The following is a 16,473-nucleotide window of genomic DNA, read 5'->3' on the forward strand; positions in this document are numbered from 1 at the left end:
AGTAGGTATGCTCGCAAGGTGGTCACCACGCCCGCCTTCAGACGTTTACCCCGGGCCGTACGCGAACAGCAGATGCTCGACGCCGCCGTACGGGTCTTCTCCCGGCGCGGCTATCACGGTGCCAGCATGGACGAGATCGCCGAGAAAGCCGGCATCTCCAAGCCCATGGTGTACGCGTACCTGGGCTCCAAGGAGGAACTCTTCGTCGCCTGCCTGCACCGGGAGGGCACCCGGATGGTGGAGGCCATCGCCGGGGCCGCCGCCCCCGACCTACCCGCCGACGAACGACTCTGGCGCGGGCTGCGGGCGTTCTTCGGCTTCGTTGGTGCGCACCGGGACGGCTGGTCGGTGCTCTACCGGCAGGCCCGGGGCGAGCCGCCGTTCGTCGACGAGTTGACCATGATGCGGGCGAGAATGATCGAGGTGGTCGCCGGCATGCTCGACAACGCGCTGCGCACCGAGGGGCGCGAGGTGGCCGAGACCGAGCTGGAGGTGGTCGCGTACGCCCTGGTCGGCGCAACCGAGTCGCTGGCCGACTGGCTGGCCGACCACCCGGAGGCCGACCCGGAAACGACCGCCACCCGGATGATGAACGCCGCCTGGCTCGGCGCCGGCCAGCTCCTGCGCGGCATCACCTGGCACCCGCCTGCGGCGTAAGGGCACCGGATCATCGTCGAAGCCCGGGCACTTCTTCGGCGGTACGCGCTGCCACTGCTGGCCGTGGCACCAGATGTTAAGAGGGGGCCCTTCCTCTACACCAGGCGTTAATAAGGGGCCCTTCCTTCTCCTCGGCCGTGGGGCCGTGGGAGGTGAGCAGCACGGGGGTGTCGAGCGCCTCGGCGACCGCCTGCGGCCAGTCGGTGGGTGGAGCGCCGTCGTAGAGCGGACGGGCGCGCAGCAGGCGGGCGGTGAGGGCGGCCTGCCGGTCGAGGTCGCCGGGTGGGCCCGGAACGAGCCGGTCCAGGTTGTCGTAACGGCGGCAGATGCGCAGGTCGAGGCCACGATCGGCGAGGTCCAGGTGGGTCAGCGCCAGGCCGTCGACCCCGCCGGCGACCGCCAGGGCGTACGCGTGGGCGACCGCATCGAAGTGGCCGAACCGGAAGCGGCCCTGCCACGGGTTCGTCGGGTTGTGTGGATCGGCCAGTGGCAGCGCCGGATCCTCGGTGACCAGCGGACCCGGCCCGTGCCGGGTGGTGACCGTGCGCAGCACCCCGATCCGGGTCGCCGCCCCGCCGAGCCCGGCCTCGGCCAGCAGGGACTCGGCGTTGGCGAAGGTGGTGGTGCTCCACGTCGTGTACGGGTGGAAGCCGTGCCACTCGTCCAGCAGCACTCCCTGCGCACCCTCGAACACGCACGGCCCGGATCGCAGCGCTCCGGCCAGCCAGGATCGGTCGACGATCGCCACCCGCTGCGCGAAGGCACGGTACGCCGGCAGGCAGTCGGCGACCGGCGGGGCGTCCAGCGGGCCGAGTTCCGCGGTGAGCCGGTCCCGCAGCACGGTCAACCGGTGGCGCAGCAGCTCGGGACGGTGACAGTCCGCCACCCGGGGGGCCTCGGCGGGGTGGGCGAGACCGTATGCGACGGCCTCGCCCACCCCCAGCCCGCAGGAGCCGTGCCGGTCGGCTCCGCGGGCCAGCTCTCGCGCCCGGTTGGCGGCCCGGTGGTACGGGGTGGCCAGCAGCGCCTCCCCGTCCACGGTCAGCCGGTCGAGCGCGTCGGGCACCCCGACGCTGGCGAGGTGGTCGGCCTCGACGGCCAGCGCCAGCGGGTCCACCACCACGTGCCGGGACAGGTGCGTAAGCACGCCGGGGCGGAACGTGCCGGCGCCGAACTGCGCGAACGTGTGGTGCCGGCCGTCGCGCAGGACGACGTTGTGTGCCGCCTGCGCGCCCCCGTTGAACCGGACCACCGTGTGCACCGGCCGGGTCGCGCAGAGCCAGTCCACGACCGTGCCCTTCCCGGCGTCGCCGTACCCGAGGTCGACCACGATCGCGTGCTCTCCGCGCCCGCCGCCGACCGGGGCGACCACCCGCCGTCCGCCGTCCGCCGCCGGGGCCGTCCGCCCCGCGTCGCCCGAAACGGCCCGCCGTCCGCCGTCCACCGCCGGGACCGCCGGGGTGCCAGTCGCCAGGGTGCCGGTCACAGTCGTACGACTCCGCTTGCGTTGCCGCTGTTGGCGGGTAGCTCCACGGTCTCGGCCCGCCGCGCCCCGCCCAGGCGTACCAGCGCCTTGGACACGGTGCCGGTGGCCGTCGACCCGGCCCGGTCGAGGTCCCGCAGGCCCGCGTCGAGATCGATGGCCTCCTCGCCGAGGCCGACGGTGAGGGCGATGGTCTCGCAGACCGCGTCGAGGTCGTCCAGTTCCAGGGCGTTCTGGCCGAGCAGGCCGCGCCAGAAGTCGAGCACCTTGTGGTTGCCCGCGTAGTGGCTACCGGCGGGAAGCAGGTAGTACGTGTCCCAGCGACGGGTCACCTCGTCGACGATCTGCCGTAGCGGCAGGTCCTCGCGCGAGCCGCCGCCGAGCAGCCGGGCCACCTCGGCGGCCTTCACCTTCGGGTACGCCAGCTCGTCGCCGATGACGAACAGGTAGCCGCGCCGGCCCCGTTTCTCCCAACGGTCGGTGGCCGTGTGCCGGGCCATGAAGTAGAGCGCCAGCTCGTACGACTCGCTCATCTGGCCGCCACCGCCGCCCTCCAGCACGATCCGGCCGAGGTCGTCGTCCATCCGGTTGTCGGACTCGAACTGCCCCACCTGCAACGGCACCCGGTCGCAGGTGGCGTCGCCGATCGCACCGAACATGATCTGCGGGTCGCGGGCGTACCCCTGGCGCAGCAGCAGACCGAGCAGTTGCGGCAGCTTGGCCTGGAGGGTGCGGGGCACCTGCCCCATCGAGCCGGTGACGTCGAAGAGCACGGCGATCGGGGTCGACTGCGGGTGCTCGGCCGAATCGCGGCTCTCCCGCACCACGCCGTGCGGGTCCAGCGCCGGGTGCACCTTCCGAGCGCCGCTGTCGCTGTACGAGAACGCGCTGGTGCCGGTGGCCCGGCGGTAGCGGTCGGCGGCGTCGTACACGTCGGTGGACCAGATTCCACTGCCCATGGCAGCCTCCCTAGGGGTTGAGGGTGAAGGGTCGGAAGGTGCGCGGCCCGTAGAGCCGGTGCAGCACCTCGTCAAGCTCGCCCAGCAGCCGCCAGGCGTCGTCGGGGCGGGCGCGCAGGACGCGTTGCCGGCAGCCTCGGGCGAAGGTGAGCAGCTCGGGTGGCGCCTGACGGCCCATCAGCCAGGTCATGCAGCGGGCGGCCATGGCGATGTCGGTGCCCGGCCCGGCGGGACGGCGATCGGTGACCTCGGCCGGGTACCAGTCCTGATAGGCCGGGACCAGCGCCGGCACGACGCCGTGCGGTTCGGTCGAGAAGCACCAGTCGACCAGCACCACACCGTGTGCGTCCGGCTCGATCAGCACGTGCGGGGGCAGCACCGCGCCGTGCACCACGCCGGCCCGGTGAGCCACGCCGAGCGCGACCAGGAGCCGCCGCCACATCCAGGCCACGTCTCGGGCGTCCAGCCCGTCCGGGTACGCCTGCCGCACCTGGACCAGGCTGTGCAGGCCGGGTGCGGTGGCGAGCACGACGATCCGTCGCTCGGCCCCGGTGGCGGCGTCCCGGTGGGCGAAGCTGTCGACCAGCCGGGGCACGTATGGCAGCCAGCGGGGGTCGCCCCGCTCGGCGAGCCGACGCAGCGCGCGCTCTTCGCGGCCCATCAGGTCGTTGTCGCGTGGGTCGCGGGGCAGCTTGAGCAGCCGGTCGGCGCCGACGTCGTACAGGTCGGCGAGGTCACCGGAGTACGCCGGCCGCCCGCACCGGTAGCCGCGCAGCACCGTCCCCCGGCGGGCCCGCCACCGGGTGGTGACCCGGACGAAGGCCTCGGTGGCTTCGGCGCGGACGCCCGGCCCGACCCAACCGAGCCGGTCAGGATGCAGCACCGCGACCAGCTCGCGGTAGCGGCGTTCCGGCTCGTCGGCGCCGAACAGCTCGTCGTCGTCCCGGGCGGTGGTGACCAGGCGGATCGCCTCGTCGGTCCTCATCGTGCCGTCTCCTCCCGAGCGGGGCGCAGCAGCGCCGGATGCAGCAGTCGGGCGTCGCCGGCGCGGTACAGCCGGGCACGCGGACCGCCCCGGGTGCCACCGCGTTCGGTGCTGGCTCCGGTGCTCTCCACGAACCCCGGCACGGAGAGCACCTTGCGGTGGAAGTTGCCGGCGTGCAGCGAGTGCCCCCAGACCGTCTCGTAGACGCTCCGCAGGTCGCCGATGGTGAACTCGGGCGGGAGGAAGCGGGTGGCCAGCGGGGTGTACTCCAGTTTGGCGCGGGCCCGCTCCAGCCCGTCGTCGACGATCCGGCGGTGGTCGAAGGCGAGCTGCCGGCTGGCCAACTCGGCGACCGGCACCCAGGCCGCCTCCTCCGCGTCGGTGCCGGCAATCGGGTCGGGCAGGTCGGGCGCGAAGGCGAGGTGGGCGACGGAGACGACCCGCATCCGCGGATCACGGTCGGGCGCGCCGTAGCTGGCCAACTGTTCCATGTGGACGCGCCGCAGCCGCTCGCCGCCGAGGCCGGTCTCCTCGGCCAGTTCCCGGCGGGCGGCGGAGGCCAGGTCCTCGTCGGGCCGGACGAAGCCGCCCGGCAGCGCCCAGTGGCCCGCGTACGGCTGGCCGCCGCGGCGGATCAGCAGCAGATGCAGCGCGGCGTCGCGGATGGTCAGGGCGACCACGTCGGCGGTGACCGCCACGGCCGGGAAGGCGCTCGGGTCGTACGCGGCGAGGAAGTCCTGCTCGTTCACGATCAATCACACTCACTCTGAGAACATCTCGAACTGAGAACAACCTAGCGCGAAAACGAGGGTCGGGCAAGTGCCCGACCCTCGCTGTGTTGCCGCCTCCTCAGCGGATGGTGCCCACCAGATGGGGTCGACCGTCTCGGTCGTGCAGAGCGAAGTCCCAACCGGCGTCTTCGGATGTGGCGCTGAAGGCGACCGTGCTGGGCAGCGGCACCGGCAGCTTGAACGCCACGTCCACCGTGTACGAATCGGGCAACCGGTCCTCCAGGGCGGCCAGGCAGCGGGCCTTGCTCCACATGCCGTGTGCGATCGGCCGCGGAAAGCCGAGCAGCCGCGCACCCAACCGCGACGTGTGGATCGGGTTGTGGTCGCCGGAGACACGCGCGTACTCCCGGCCCACCCCGGGCGCCACCCACCAGAGAGCGGTCGCGGCCGGCGGCGCGGGTCGCTCACCCCGGTCGCGCCGCGCACCCTCGCCGGGCGTGCGCTGCCGGCCGAGGTACGTCGAGACGCCACGCCACACCTCCACCCCGTCGACCGACCCGACCAGTACGACGTCCACCTGCCGGCCCCGGTCGTGCGGGCGCAGGTTCTCCGCCCAGGCGGTGAGGTCCAGCCGATCGGCGATGGTGACCGGCCGGTGCAGGGTGATCCGGTTGCCGACGTGCACCACCCCGGTCAGCGGGATCGGGAACCCCGGTGCGGTGATCAACCGCAGGGCCAGCGGAAAGCCCATGACGTGCGGGAAGGCCGCGGGCAGCCGGTCGGTGAGCCGGAACCCGCACACCCGGTCGTAATCGGCCAGCCGTTGTGGGTCCACGGTGATCCCACCGACGGTCAGCTCCACCGCCGGCACCCCGTCACCACGCCGGCCACCGAGCCCCGGTATCGCATTGAGCAGCGCCCGCCGGTAAAGCGGACCGGCCGCCGGCAGCCGTGGCAGGTCGACCCGCTCCCGCGTCGCCGGCGTACCGGGCGGCGCCCCACCGGTCGCGCCCCCACCGGCCGGATCCGCCCGCGCGGCGGCCAGCATCTCCCGCGTGATGATCTCCGTGGGCCCGTCGATCAGCTCGCCGACCGACAGCTCGTCGGCCGGCTCCTCGTCACCACGCCTGCGCCGGGCCATCATGCCCCCAGCAGACTCTGGCCGCAGACGCGGACCACGTTGCCGCTGACCGCACCGGACGCGGGCCAGGCCAGCCAGCCGATGGTCTCGGCCACATCCACCGGCAGCCCGCCCTGGGACATGCTGTTCATCCGGCGGCCGGCCTCGCGCAGCATCAGCGGGATCCGGGCGGTCAGCCGGGTCTCGATGAACCCGGGCGCGACGGCGTTGACGCTGATCTGCCGCTCGCGCAGCGCCGGGGCGAGCGAATCGACCAGCCCGATCACGCCGGCCTTGCTGGTGGCGTAGTTGGTCTGGCCCCGATTGCCGGCGATTCCGGCGATGGAGGAGACCCCGATGATCCGGCCGCCGGCCGGGATCAGCTCCCGCTCCAGCAGCAGGTCGTTGATCCGCTCCTGGCTGGACAGGTTCACATCGATGACCTGGTCCCACCGGTCGGCGTCCATCCGGCCGAGGGTCTTGTCCCGGGTGATGCCGGCGTTGTGCACCACCACGTCCACCCGCCCGTGCCGGCTGGCCAGATGCTCGGCGAGCCGGGCCGGTGCGTCGGCGGCGGTCAGGTCGAGCTGCACGGCGCTGCCGCCGATCTCGTTGGCCACCGCGGCCAGCGCGTCGCCGGCCGCCGGGATGTCCAGCGCCACCACGGTGGCGCCGTCGCGGGCCAGCACCCGGGCCAGCGCCGCGCCGATGCCTCGGGCCGCGCCGGTGACCAGCACGACCTGCCCGTCCAGCGGGCGGTCCCAGTCGTCCGGCGCGGTCGCCCGGCCGGCACCGACCCGGATCACCTGACCGGAGACGTACGCGGAGCGGCCGGAGAGCAGGAACCGCAGGGTCGCCTCCAGACTGGTCCAGGTGCCGTCGTCGGCGTCGCGCGTGACGTAGACCAACTGTGCGGTGACCCCCCGCCCGAATTCCTTGCCGATGCTGCGGGTCAGCCCCTCCAGAGCCCGCTGGGCGGTCGCCTCGCGCGGCGTGCCGCATTCAGCCGGCGGGGTGCCGAGCACGATCACCCGGCCGCTGGGCTGGACCGCCCTAGCCTGCGGGTGGAAGAAGTCGTAGAGCTGACGCAACCCGGTCGAGCCGGTGATGCCGGTAGCGTCGTAGACGAGGGCGGCGCTGGCCGGCGTACGGCCGGTCGTCGGGTCGGGCACGGCGGTGGCCGGATCGCGCAGGGCGAGCCCGGCGGAGGCCAGGATCCTGCCGACCGGCTCGACGAGGCGAGAACCGGAAGCGGCGCCGAGCAGCACCGGCCCGGGAAGGATCGGCTGGCCGGGAGCGTGTCGGCGCAGTCGCGGCGGATCGGGCAACCCGAGGCGCTTGACCAGCGCCCGACCGGGGCCCGACTGGACGAAGCTCGCGTACCTGTCGGTCATAGGCGTAGCCTACTGGTGAGTAAGGTGCGGGCAACACTTTCGAGGAGGCCAATCGTGCAGAACGTTCGACGGGTCGCGGTGATCGGCGGCAACCGCATCCCCTTCGCCCGTGCCAACTCGCGCTACGCCAGCGCCTCCAACTCCGATCTGCTCGGCGCCGCCCTGGACGGGTTGATCGCGCGCTTCGGGCTGGCCGGGCAGCAGGTGGGCGAGGTGGTCGCCGGTGCGGTGCTGAAGCACTCGAAGGACTACAACCTCACCCGCGAGGTGGTGCTCGGCTCCAAGCTCGACCCGCGCACCCCGGCGTACGACATCCAGCAGGCCTGCGGCACCGGCCTCGAAGCCACCATCCTGGTAGCCAACAAGATCGCCCTCGGGCAGATCGAGGTGGGCATCGCCGGTGGCGTCGACACCACCTCCGACGCCCCCCTCGCGGTCAACGAGGACCTGCGCCGCACGCTGCTCAAGCTCAACTCCGCCCGCACCCTCGGCGAGCGGCTGAAGATTGCCACGAAGCTGCGCCCGGCCCAGCCGTTCAAGCCGGAGATCCCGCGCAACGCCGAGCCGCGCACCGGCCTGTCCATGGGCGAGCACGCCGCCCGGACGGCGCTGCGCTGGAACGTCGACCGGCAGGCGCAGGACGAGTTCGCGCTGCGCTCGCACCAGCGGCTGGCCGCCGCGTACGACAAGGGGTTCTTCGACGACCTGATGACCCCCTACCTGGGGCTGACCCGCGACCAGAACCTCCGCCCGGACACCACGCTGGAGAAGCTCGGCGCGCTGCGGCCGGTCTTCGGCACGACAGGCCCGGACGCCGAGCGGGCCACCATGACCGCCGGCAACTCCTCGCCGCTGACCGACGGGGCCGCCACGGTGCTGCTGGCCAGCGAGGACTGGGCGCGCGAGCACCACCTGCCCGTGCTGGCCTGGTTCTCCTGGTCGGAGACGGCCGCGGTGGACTTCGTGCACGGCGACGAGGGCCTGCTGATGGCACCCACGTACGCGGTGCCGCGGCTGCTCGCCCGGGCCGGGCTGACCCTCCAGGACTTCGACTACTACGAGATCCACGAGGCGTTCGCCGCGCAGGTGCTGGCCACCCTGGCGGCCTGGGAATCTGCGGAGTTCTGCAAGGACAGGCTGGGCCTGGACGCCCCGCTGGGCGCGATCGACCCCGACAAGCTCAACGTGACCGGCTCCTCGCTGGCCGCCGGGCACCCGTTCGCCGCCACCGGCGGCCGGATCGTCGCCACCCTGGCCAAGCTGCTGGCCGAGAAGGGCAGCGGTCGTGGGCTCATCTCCATCTGCGCCGCCGGTGGTCAGGGCGTGACCGCGATCCTCGAACGCTGACCCAGCGTTTCCGGTCACCGTCCTGCGTCGGGAGGCCTGGGAAGCCAGCCGAGGAAGCGGGTGTTAAGCGTGTCGGCGGGCAGGTGACGCAGGTCTGAGGCAGCGTCCACCAACTGCATCCCCAGGTAGATGTGCAGGGTGATGCGCTCGCGGGCGTACCGCTGCAGCAGCCGGCGGCGGCGGTACGGGCACGGCCACTCCTGGCCGCAGCCGGCACAGTTCCAGCTGGGCCGGACGGGGACATGCGCGCTCGACCGTGGCTCGGCCGGGCGTACGGCGTCGATGCGGGCCAGCACCCGGCGCTGGCGCGGCCCGCGCGGGTCACCGAGGTCGACGCCGCGCAGATTGATCCAGAGCCCGTCGCTGTGCCGCTCTCGGCATCCCAGCTCCACGATCCGCAGCGTCAGCGTGCCCAGGCCGTAGCAGTAGTGCAGCTCGGCGACCTGGACCACGTCGCCCACGCCGAACGGCAGCGCCCCGGTCACGGCGTGACCCCGCCGGTGCGGGTCGCCCCGAGGCGGACGATCCAGACGTACGTCAACAGCAGTGCCCGGCGCGGCGGCATGCGCCGCGGCAGCGTTTCCTCTGGCGGTGAGCTGGATCGGCGCGTCCGTCTCGGGGCGAGCCAGCCCCGCCAGCCGCTCCGTCGGGGACGCGGCGGGTCGGTGGGCAGCACCGGACGACCCAGGTCGACCAGCCGGTTGGCCGCCGCGTTGGCCGGGCCGCACGGGCCCGGGACCAGGCAGATCACGCAGACGCTGTCCTCATCGGGTACGTGGCTGGCCAGGACTTCGCGCGCTGCCTCGGCCTCGGGCTCCTCGCGCTGCCACGCCTGGCGGACCATCGACTCGTAGACGCCCATCTCCCACTCCTGTCGAATGGGGGCGGGCGCACGGCGCGTACCGCCGTGCCGCAGGGGGATTGCGGTCACGGTCGGGTGCCGGACGCGGACGTACGCCCGCCCCGTCACGGGCCGGTGCCGGGCCTTCGGGCCGGCGCGGCACCGGGTTGGTCGGGAACGGTCACGACCGGACGCGCCACGCCCATCACCGGGTACGCGCCGACGCGCGGACGGTGGTAGACAGGAGGGGAGTCGTTCCCCGGGCGTGGTCCAGCGTGGCTGCTCCCTTTCGACTCGTCCCGGACCGGGAGTGGGAGGCCGCCAAACCATCCCCACCCCGGTCCGTCTTCGTATGTGGAGGTAGCCTTACTGCGATATCAGTAAGGCGTCAAGGTTGTCGTGATGGTGTCGACGCGTGAGTATCAGGTGGGCCGATGGTCAGTGGGGGAGAACATGAGCGGAACCGAGTGGCTCAGCGTGTCGACGCCCTACGTCCTGCCCAGGTCGGAGCGGCAAGGGGACGCCTGGGCTGAGGAGGCCGCGCAACAGGGCGGCGTCGGCACTCAGCGTCTGCTAAGCGTCGGTGAGCTGATGCCGGCCGCACACGTTGCCGAGGCGCTGGGTGTCGAGGACGGCGAGCCGGTGGTGGCTCGACAACGGTTGATGCTGTTGGACGATCGGCCGGTCGAGCTGACCTACTCGTACTATCCGGTGTCGATCGCTCGGAACACCCCCCTTGCCGAGCCACGAAAGATCCGGGGAGGTGCGGTCAGCCTGCTCGCGAAGCTGGGTTATCGTCCCAGGCGGGTCAGGGAGGACGTGTACACCCGCCAGCCCGACGACGCCGAGCGGCGTTTGCTCGACCTGACCGATCGGGAGTGGGTGCTGGGGCTCACCCGCGTGTCGAGCACGGACCACGGACGCCCGGTCGAGGTGAGCGTCATGACTATGGTGCCGTGGGGACGGCACCTGCGCTATGAATTGTCGATCGACTGACGGAGCGGAGCACCTGGCATGGCGAGCGGATCCGACGGCCGTCCGCGCCATGAGCAGATCGCCGCGGATCTCCGCGCACGCATCATGTCCGGCGACCTCGCCCCTGGGGCCCAGCTGCCGTCGATCCCGATCCTGGTAACGCAGTACTCCGCTGCCACGGCAACCGTGCAGCGCGCGCTCGCCTCGCTGAAGGCGGAGGGATCCGTGCACAGCGAGGTTGGCAAGGGTGTCTATGTGCGGGACCGGCGACCGCTGGCAGTAGAGGCGGCCCCGTACCTTGCTCCCTCGGTCGCCGGCTATTCCTATCGGCTCCTCGCCGTGCGAGAAGTCGTGCCGCCGGCGGAGGTGGCGAAGGGGCTGGAGTTGGCCGAGGGCGACCAGGCGGTACTGCGGCATCGGCTGCTCCTGCACGACGGCGAGCCAGTCGAGCTGTCCTGGTCGTACTACCCGGCCAGCATTGCTTCGGGCACCGAGCTGGCGGAGCGACGCAAGATCAGTGGTGGAGTGCCGCGAGTCCTGTCAGACCTCGGCTACCCGCCCAAGGAGATGCGCGATCGCATCTCGGCACGGATGCCGACGACGGAGGAGGTCGAGGCGCTGTCCTTGCCGCCTTACGTTCCCGTGCTCCGGCAGGTCCGAGTGATCCGCTCGATCGATGACCGGCCCGTCGAGGCGTCCATCCTGATCAAGGGGAGTCACCTGCACGAGCTGCATTACCGACAGCATCTGGACCATGCCTGAGCTGGGATCGTGTCGCGATGTCCCCGGGAAATAACCGCCGGTGCGCCTGGCTTTTGCACGCTCTTGATGATCTAGGAACCTTTAGTTGAGAACGAAAGCCCGGGGTTCCGAACTACCAATTCAGGACCAAGTGGACGTTTATTCCTGCTAGTGAGGCTCACTTCCCCATGGGTAAGTGGATCTTGGACACTTTCCGTTCAGGCCGAACGGGAAGTGTCCAAGATCTATGAATAAGTGTGGCGAGGAGGTGGGGCATGGTCGCCGTTTCGGCGGCATTGCGGCACCCCGTCCGTCAGAAGCCCGCCATTCCGTTGAAACCGAGCTGGAGCGGGCGAGGATCGCAACTCGGCTGTCGCTGCCCCGGCATCAATTGATCATGGTCGTGCTGCTGTGGCAAGATCCTCCTGCTGTGCGCCTCGGCAGGGGACACGCAACCGCTGGCTGCGGTCGGGCGGTCAATCGATTCTGCGTACGGGTTGTTGAGTTATGCGGGCGATCGTTTCGAAATCGGCATCCACATGCGCGCCGCGGTGAGCGCGACCATCAGATCGACCGGGCTGGCGCATTGGTGCCATCCCTTATCTGCAAGTCGCTGCCGCAACTCCGCCGTGTCCTGCCAGATGGACTCACGCACGGGGTGATAGGGGTAGGTCTCTCGTAGCAGGTTGTCGGCTCGTAGTAGGCGGGACGCCCACCGATAGGCGCTGCTCACGCGGCGGCCTTCCACTGCTCCTCCGACGCGTCGCCGTTCTCCGTGCTTTCGATTTTCGAGAAGTCAATCTCGCCCTCGGCAGCCATCTGCCGCATCCGCTCCACCGCTGCCGCTCGACGCCGTCGGTCGGCAACTTCTCGTAGCGCAGCTTTGACGGTTTCTTTCTTCGTTGTCGTTCCCAGGTGGCGGGCGGCCTCCGCGAGGGCCTCGTCGTCCAAGTCGATCATCGTGCGGGACGTGCGTGACCTCCACGACCTCCAAAAATGAGATCAGCCCGCCGAGTGCGAGGCAGAGACCCATGCAGCCGCCCTCGGCGCGTACGGGAGAATGCGCTACGTGACGATGATCCCGAACGTGCTCGCTCACCGGTACGCCTCGCCCGAGCTGGTCGCCCTCTGGTCGCCCGAGGAGAAGATCCGGCTGGAGCGGCGGCTCTGGCTCGCCGTACTCCGGGCCCAGCGGGATCTCGGCGTGCCGGTGCCGGACGGGGTGGTCGAGGCGTACGAGCGGGTGTTGGACGATGTCGACCTGGACTCGATCGCGGCCCGGGAGCGGGTGACCCGCCACGACGTGAAGGCGCGCATCGAGGAGTTCAGCGCGTTGGCCGGGCACGAGCACGTGCACAAGGGGATGACCTCGCGGGACCTCACCGAGAACGTGGAGCAGCTCCAGGTGCGCCGGTCGCTGGAGCTGATCCGGGACCGGGTGGTGGCGACACTGGCCCGGCTGGCCTGGCACGCCCACGAGTACGCCGACGTGGTGATGGCCGGCCGGTCGCACAACGTCGCGGCGCAGGCCACCACGTTGGGTAAGCGCTTCGCGTCGGCGGCGGAGGAGCTGATCATCGCGTACGAGCGACTGGAGGACCTGATCGCCTGGTACCCGCTTCGGGGGATCAAGGGTCCGGTGGGCACCGCCGCCGACCAGCTCGATCTTTTCGACGGCGACGCCGGGAAGGTGGCCGAGCTGGAGCGCCGGGTCGCCGAGCACCTCGGCTTCAACCGGGTGCTGGACAGCGTCGGGCAGGTCTATCCGCGGTCCATCGATCTGGCCGTGATCGCCGCGCTGGCGCAGGTGGCCGCAGCGCCCTCGTCGCTGGCCACCACGATCCGGCTGATGGTCGGCCAGGAACTGGCCACCGAGGGCTTCAAGCCGGGCCAGGTCGGCTCCAGCGCGATGCCGCACAAGATGAACACCCGCTCGTCGGAGCGGGTCAACGGCTTCGCGGTGATCATCCGGGGGTATCTCTCGATGGTCGGCGAGTTGGCCGGCGACCAGTGGAACGAGGGGGATGTCTCCTGCTCGGTGGTGCGCCGGGTGGCCCTGCCCGACGCCTTCTTCGCCGCCGACGGGCTGTTCCAGACGTTCCTCACCGTGCTGGACGAGTTCGGCGCGTACCCCGCGGTGATCAACCGGGAGCTGGAGCGCTTCCTGCCCTTCCTGGCCACCACCAAGATTCTCGTCGCGGCCGTGCGCCGAGGCGTCGGCCGGGAGAGCGCGCACGAGGCCATCAAGGAACACGCCGTCGCGGTGGCCCTGGCCATGCGGGAGCAGGGCAGCGCTGACAACGACCTTTTCGACCGCCTCGCCGCCGACCCTCGCCTCGCCCTGACCCGAGCCGAGATCGACGCCCTCGTCGCCGACCGCGCCGCCTTCACCGGCGCCGCCCCCGCCCAGATCCAGGCAGTAACCGCCCGCATCACCAGAATCGTCGAATCCCACCCCACCGCCGCCACCTACACTCCACCCCCCATCCTCTAACTCCCCCCGCCTCCCCCTCCGCATCGCCGGGTTGATCATGAGGTTGTTGTCGCGACACGCCGGGCGGAGTGACAACAACTTCATGATCGGCGCGGCGATGCGGCGCGGCGATGCGGCGCGGCGACCCCCCCGGGGCGGGGTTGGTCAGGGGTTGCGGGTGGGGGTTTCGGCGGAGGTGCCGAGGGTGGGGGCGCTGGGGGGTTCGGCGAGCTTGCCGGGGGCCTCCGTGAAGGCGGGGTCCTGGGCGGTTTCCGCAGCGACCAGAGGCTGGTCGGGAGGCATGACCTCGGGGGCCTTCGGCACCACGATCACGGCGGTACCGTAGGCGCAGATCTCCATCCACATCTCGCCGCAGTCGCGGCTGTCGAACCGCATTCCCACCACGGCGTTCGCGCCGAGCCGCTGGGCCTCCTCGCCGAGCCGGGCCACCGAGTCGGTACGCCACCGGGTGAGGTTGTCCGATGCCATCGGGTCGTACGCGCCGCCGCGCAGGTTCTTCACGCCCTCGCGGTACGGGTTGCGGGTCCTGGCCATCGAGGAGACCACTTCGCCGAGGATCTGGCGGATCTCGTAGCCGGGAAGTTGATCCGTCGTCACGACCAGCACGTTTTCGATGCTCGCAGCCCTCGTCGCGGCCCAACGTGAGCCTTGTTCACCTGATCGGATGCTGAAAAACAGCGCGGCGCGGACGGCGGGTGCGCAGCCCACCATCCGCGCCGCTACGGGCGCTAACCGTCAGACACCGGCCACCGAGGTGATCCAGGCCCGGTTGTACGCGACGCTGCCGTAGTTCTGGATGCTCTGCCCGTCGGCGGTGGAGGCCACGCCGACCTGTGCGCCGTTGTAGAACTGTGGGCCGCCCGAGTCGCCCCGCCATGCGTTGCCGTTGATCCGCGTGCTCCGGATCGCCTGCCCGCCGTACGCGTCGGTGGCGCTGTTGCTGGTCACCCGGACCGATGCGGTCTTGAGCTGGCTCGAGGCCGAGCACCCGCTGTAGCAGGTCATGCCCCAGCCGTAGATCGAGTTGGTCGAGTTGATCGGCGGATTGCTGCTGGCCAGGGTGACGTAGCTGGTGCTCACCGAGCTGGACAGCCGCATCAGGGCAAGGTCGTAGCGGCTGTAGGTGGCGCTGACCGTACGGGTGACGCCGCCGGAGCCGTGGTAGACGCTGCCCACCCGGACGGACATGGTGCCGCCGAGACAGTGCCGGGCGGTGAGCACCCACTGCGGCGCGATGATCGTGCCGGAGCAGGTGAACGAGCCGTTGCTGAAGACAGCCGCGGCCCACGGCGCGGAGGAGACCGTTCCGCCGCCGATGATGTACGGGCTGACGGGCGCGGCCACCGCGCCGGAGCTGGCGCCGAGCACGCCGGCCAGGGCTGTGGTGAGGACCGCGATCAGGGATCGGATGCGCATGGGTGGGGGCTCCTTCGGGGTTTCGCGGGACCCGGGTTCAGCCGGGTCGACCTGCGGTGGCGGACGGGGTGATCTGCCACCGCGACGCCGATCACATCGACGTCTGACGATGTACCGTAGGGGTCGGTGAGATGTTTCACAAGAGGTTCACTGAAACAACGTGATGTAACAATCGGGTCTCCCGGGGCGACCCGCCGGCCGATCCGGCAACGAACCCGTATCGGGACGGCAACGAAGCCGTATCGGTGCGGAGGGGCACGTGCGGGTACGGCCAGGAACTGCCCGCACCGCGTGCGGCCGGTGCGGTATCTGCCAGGTAGGCTGGCTGCGCTCGCCCGTTGTGGGTCGGCACCCAACTGCGTACACAGTCAGGAGTGCCCAGTGCCTCGCGTCGTCGTCGACGTCATGCTCAAGCCCGAGATCCTCGATCCGCAGGGCCAGGCCGTCGCAAACGCGCTGCCCCGGCTCGGCGTCAACGACGTCGCCTCGGTACGGATCGGCAGGCGGATCGAGATCGACTTCACCGGTGAACCGGACCTGGACCGGGCCCGGGAAATCGCCGACAAGCTACTCGCCAACCCGGTCATCGAGGACTTCACCGTCCGCCTGGTCGAGACCGACGAACCCGCGGATGCCCGCTCGTGACCGCGCGGGTCGGTGTGGTGACGTTCCCCGGCTCGCTCGACGACGGGGACGCGGCCCGGGCCGTCCGGATCGCCGGCGGGCAGCCGGTCCGGCTCTGGCACGGTGACCCGCAGTTGCACGGGGTGGACGCCGTCGTCCTGCCCGGCGGCTTCTCCTACGGTGACTACCTGCGCTGCGGGGCCATCGCCCGGTTCGCCCCGGTGATGGAGACGATCGTGGACGCCGCCGCCGGCGGTCTGCCGGTGCTCGGCATCTGCAACGGCTTCCAGATCCTCTGCGAGGCCCACCTGCTGCCCGGCGCCCTCACCCGCAACCAGCACCTGCACTTCCGCAACCGCGACCAGCTCCTGCGGATCGAGTCGACCGGCACCGCCTGGACCAACACCTTCCAGCCGGAACAGAAGGTGCTGATCCCGGTCAAGAACGGCGAGGGCTGCTACGTCGCCGACACCGCGACGCTGGACGAGCTGGAAGCCGAGGGCCGGGTGGTGGCCCGGTACGTCGGCGGCAACCCCAACGGATCGCAGCGGGACATCGCCGCGATCACCAACCCCGCCGGCAACGTGGTCGGCATCATGCCGCACCCCGAGCACGCGGTGGAGGCGCTCACCGGCCCCTCCCTCGACGGCCTGGGCTTCTTCACCTCCGTGCTCAAGCACCTGGTGGGGGCACCGGCGTGACCGCC

Annotated in this window: 18 protein-coding genes; 7 read left to right on the forward strand and 11 right to left on the reverse strand. The window is 71.2% G+C overall.

Going from position 1 to position 16,473, the window contains the following annotated elements; translation table 11 throughout:
* The first annotated feature begins 18 nt into the window (after positions 1-18).
* Positions 19-657, forward strand: coding sequence for a TetR/AcrR family transcriptional regulator (locus Vqi01_RS15515; protein WP_204035504.1), 639 nt, complete (start codon positions 19-21; stop codon positions 655-657).
* Positions 658-733: 76 nt separating this feature from the next.
* On the opposite strand, the gene Vqi01_RS15520 is transcribed toward Vqi01_RS15515, so the two are convergent.
* From Vqi01_RS15520 to Vqi01_RS15545, 6 genes are all read right to left on the reverse strand, one after another.
* The gene (locus Vqi01_RS15520; RefSeq protein WP_204035543.1) at positions 734-1,990 is read right to left on the reverse strand and encodes an adenylosuccinate synthetase; all 1,257 of its coding nucleotides are present in this window, start codon (positions 1,988-1,990) and stop codon (positions 734-736) included.
* 149 nt (positions 1,991-2,139) lie between these two features.
* On the reverse strand, positions 2,140-3,099 hold the full coding sequence (locus Vqi01_RS15525; protein WP_204035505.1) for a hypothetical protein: 960 nt from the start codon (positions 3,097-3,099) through the stop codon (positions 2,140-2,142).
* 10 nt (positions 3,100-3,109) lie between these two features.
* On the reverse strand, positions 3,110-4,084 hold the full coding sequence (locus Vqi01_RS15530) for a serine/threonine protein kinase (RefSeq protein WP_204035506.1): 975 nt from the start codon (positions 4,082-4,084) through the stop codon (positions 3,110-3,112).
* On the reverse strand, positions 4,081-4,839 hold the full coding sequence (locus tag Vqi01_RS15535) for an NUDIX hydrolase (RefSeq protein ID WP_204035507.1): 759 nt from the start codon (positions 4,837-4,839) through the stop codon (positions 4,081-4,083). The genes Vqi01_RS15530 and Vqi01_RS15535 overlap by 4 nt, the downstream gene beginning before the upstream one ends.
* Before the next feature lie 94 nt (positions 4,840-4,933).
* A complete protein-coding gene (locus tag Vqi01_RS15540; protein WP_372444364.1) occupies positions 4,934-5,959 on the reverse strand; it encodes a MaoC/PaaZ C-terminal domain-containing protein in 1,026 nt (341 codons plus the stop codon).
* On the reverse strand, positions 5,956-7,329 hold the full coding sequence (locus Vqi01_RS15545; protein ID WP_204035508.1) for a 3-oxoacyl-ACP reductase: 1,374 nt from the start codon (positions 7,327-7,329) through the stop codon (positions 5,956-5,958). The genes Vqi01_RS15540 and Vqi01_RS15545 overlap by 4 nt, the downstream gene beginning before the upstream one ends.
* A 54-nt stretch (positions 7,330-7,383) precedes the next feature.
* On the opposite strand from Vqi01_RS15545, the gene Vqi01_RS15550 reads away from it, so the two are divergent.
* A complete protein-coding gene (locus Vqi01_RS15550) occupies positions 7,384-8,676 on the forward strand; it encodes an acetyl-CoA C-acetyltransferase (protein WP_204035509.1) in 1,293 nt (430 codons plus the stop codon).
* A 14-nt stretch (positions 8,677-8,690) separates the two neighbouring features.
* Here Vqi01_RS15550 and Vqi01_RS15555 read toward each other — a convergent pair whose 3' ends face one another.
* Both Vqi01_RS15555 and Vqi01_RS15560 read right to left on the reverse strand, forming a co-directional pair.
* Entirely contained in the window at positions 8,691-9,161 is a 471-nt protein-coding gene (locus Vqi01_RS15555; protein WP_204035510.1) for a hypothetical protein, read from the reverse strand.
* On the reverse strand, positions 9,158-9,538 hold the full coding sequence (locus Vqi01_RS15560; RefSeq protein ID WP_204035511.1) for a hypothetical protein: 381 nt from the start codon (positions 9,536-9,538) through the stop codon (positions 9,158-9,160). The genes Vqi01_RS15555 and Vqi01_RS15560 overlap by 4 nt, the downstream gene beginning before the upstream one ends.
* Positions 9,539-9,919: 381 nt before the next feature.
* Between Vqi01_RS15560 and Vqi01_RS15565 the strand changes: the two genes are divergently transcribed.
* Both Vqi01_RS15565 and Vqi01_RS15570 read left to right on the forward strand, forming a co-directional pair.
* Complete coding sequence (locus tag Vqi01_RS15565) at positions 9,920-10,513, forward strand: GntR family transcriptional regulator (RefSeq protein ID WP_239098421.1); 594 nt, start codon at positions 9,920-9,922, stop codon at positions 10,511-10,513.
* Positions 10,514-10,531: 18 nt separating this feature from the next.
* The gene (locus Vqi01_RS15570; RefSeq protein ID WP_204035512.1) at positions 10,532-11,254 is read left to right on the forward strand and encodes a GntR family transcriptional regulator; all 723 of its coding nucleotides are present in this window, start codon (positions 10,532-10,534) and stop codon (positions 11,252-11,254) included.
* Between the two features lie 708 nt (positions 11,255-11,962).
* Here the strand turns inward: Vqi01_RS15570 and Vqi01_RS15575 are convergent.
* Positions 11,963-12,193, reverse strand: coding sequence for a type II toxin-antitoxin system VapB family antitoxin (locus tag Vqi01_RS15575; RefSeq protein WP_204035513.1), 231 nt, complete (start codon positions 12,191-12,193; stop codon positions 11,963-11,965).
* Between the two features lie 109 nt (positions 12,194-12,302).
* On the opposite strand from Vqi01_RS15575, the gene purB reads away from it, so the two are divergent.
* Complete coding sequence (gene purB / locus Vqi01_RS15580; RefSeq protein WP_204035514.1) at positions 12,303-13,727, forward strand: adenylosuccinate lyase; 1,425 nt, start codon at positions 12,303-12,305, stop codon at positions 13,725-13,727.
* 144 nt (positions 13,728-13,871) lie between these two features.
* Here the strand turns inward: purB and Vqi01_RS15585 are convergent, their stop codons facing one another.
* Positions 13,872-14,438 carry a YbjQ family protein gene (locus Vqi01_RS15585; RefSeq protein ID WP_204035515.1) on the reverse strand — a complete coding sequence of 189 codons (567 nt, stop codon included), beginning with the start codon at positions 14,436-14,438 and terminating at the stop codon, positions 13,872-13,874.
* 24 nt (positions 14,439-14,462) lie between these two features.
* Entirely contained in the window at positions 14,463-15,143 is a 681-nt protein-coding gene (locus tag Vqi01_RS15590; protein WP_204035516.1) for a S1 family peptidase, read from the reverse strand.
* A 381-nt stretch (positions 15,144-15,524) separates the two neighbouring features.
* Here Vqi01_RS15590 and purS point away from each other — a divergent pair, with 381 nt between their 5' ends.
* Together purS and purQ are read left to right on the forward strand one after the other, a co-directional pair.
* Positions 15,525-15,788, forward strand: a complete 264-nt coding sequence (purS, locus tag Vqi01_RS15595) for a phosphoribosylformylglycinamidine synthase subunit PurS (protein ID WP_189044558.1) — start codon at positions 15,525-15,527, stop codon at positions 15,786-15,788.
* A complete protein-coding gene (gene purQ, locus Vqi01_RS15600; RefSeq protein ID WP_204035517.1) occupies positions 15,785-16,468 on the forward strand; it encodes a phosphoribosylformylglycinamidine synthase subunit PurQ in 684 nt (227 codons plus the stop codon). The genes purS and purQ overlap by 4 nt, the downstream gene beginning before the upstream one ends.
* Positions 16,469-16,473: the final 5 nt, after the last annotated feature.

This window comes from Micromonospora qiuiae (genome assembly GCF_016863555.1).
Lineage (GTDB): Bacteria > Actinomycetota > Actinomycetes > Mycobacteriales > Micromonosporaceae > Micromonospora > Micromonospora qiuiae.

What these genes read in the sequence shown, in the direction of transcription:
- Vqi01_RS15525 (WP_204035505.1), bottom strand. Translation starts at nt 3,099, where the DNA reads ATGGGCAGTGGAATCTGGTCCACCGACGTGTACGACGCCGCCGACCGC.
- Vqi01_RS15530 (WP_204035506.1), bottom strand. Translation starts at nt 4,084, where the DNA reads ATGAGGACCGACGAGGCGATCCGCCTGGTCACCACCGCCCGGGACGAC.
- Vqi01_RS15540 (WP_372444364.1), bottom strand. Translation starts at nt 5,959, where the DNA reads ATGATGGCCCGGCGCAGGCGTGGTGACGAGGAGCCGGCCGACGAGCTG.
- Vqi01_RS15545 (WP_204035508.1), bottom strand. Translation starts at nt 7,329, where the DNA reads ATGACCGACAGGTACGCGAGCTTCGTCCAGTCGGGCCCCGGTCGGGCG.
- Vqi01_RS15560 (WP_204035511.1), bottom strand. Translation starts at nt 9,538, where the DNA reads ATGGGCGTCTACGAGTCGATGGTCCGCCAGGCGTGGCAGCGCGAGGAG.
- Vqi01_RS15565 (WP_239098421.1), top strand. Translation starts at nt 9,920, where the DNA reads ATGGTGTCGACGCGTGAGTATCAGGTGGGCCGATGGTCAGTGGGGGAG.
- Vqi01_RS15570 (WP_204035512.1), top strand. Translation starts at nt 10,532, where the DNA reads ATGGCGAGCGGATCCGACGGCCGTCCGCGCCATGAGCAGATCGCCGCG.
- Vqi01_RS15575 (WP_204035513.1), bottom strand. Translation starts at nt 12,193, where the DNA reads ATGATCGACTTGGACGACGAGGCCCTCGCGGAGGCCGCCCGCCACCTG.
- Vqi01_RS15585 (WP_204035515.1), bottom strand. Translation starts at nt 14,438, where the DNA reads ATGGTGGGCTGCGCACCCGCCGTCCGCGCCGCGCTGTTTTTCAGCATC.
- Vqi01_RS15590 (WP_204035516.1), bottom strand. Translation starts at nt 15,143, where the DNA reads ATGCGCATCCGATCCCTGATCGCGGTCCTCACCACAGCCCTGGCCGGC.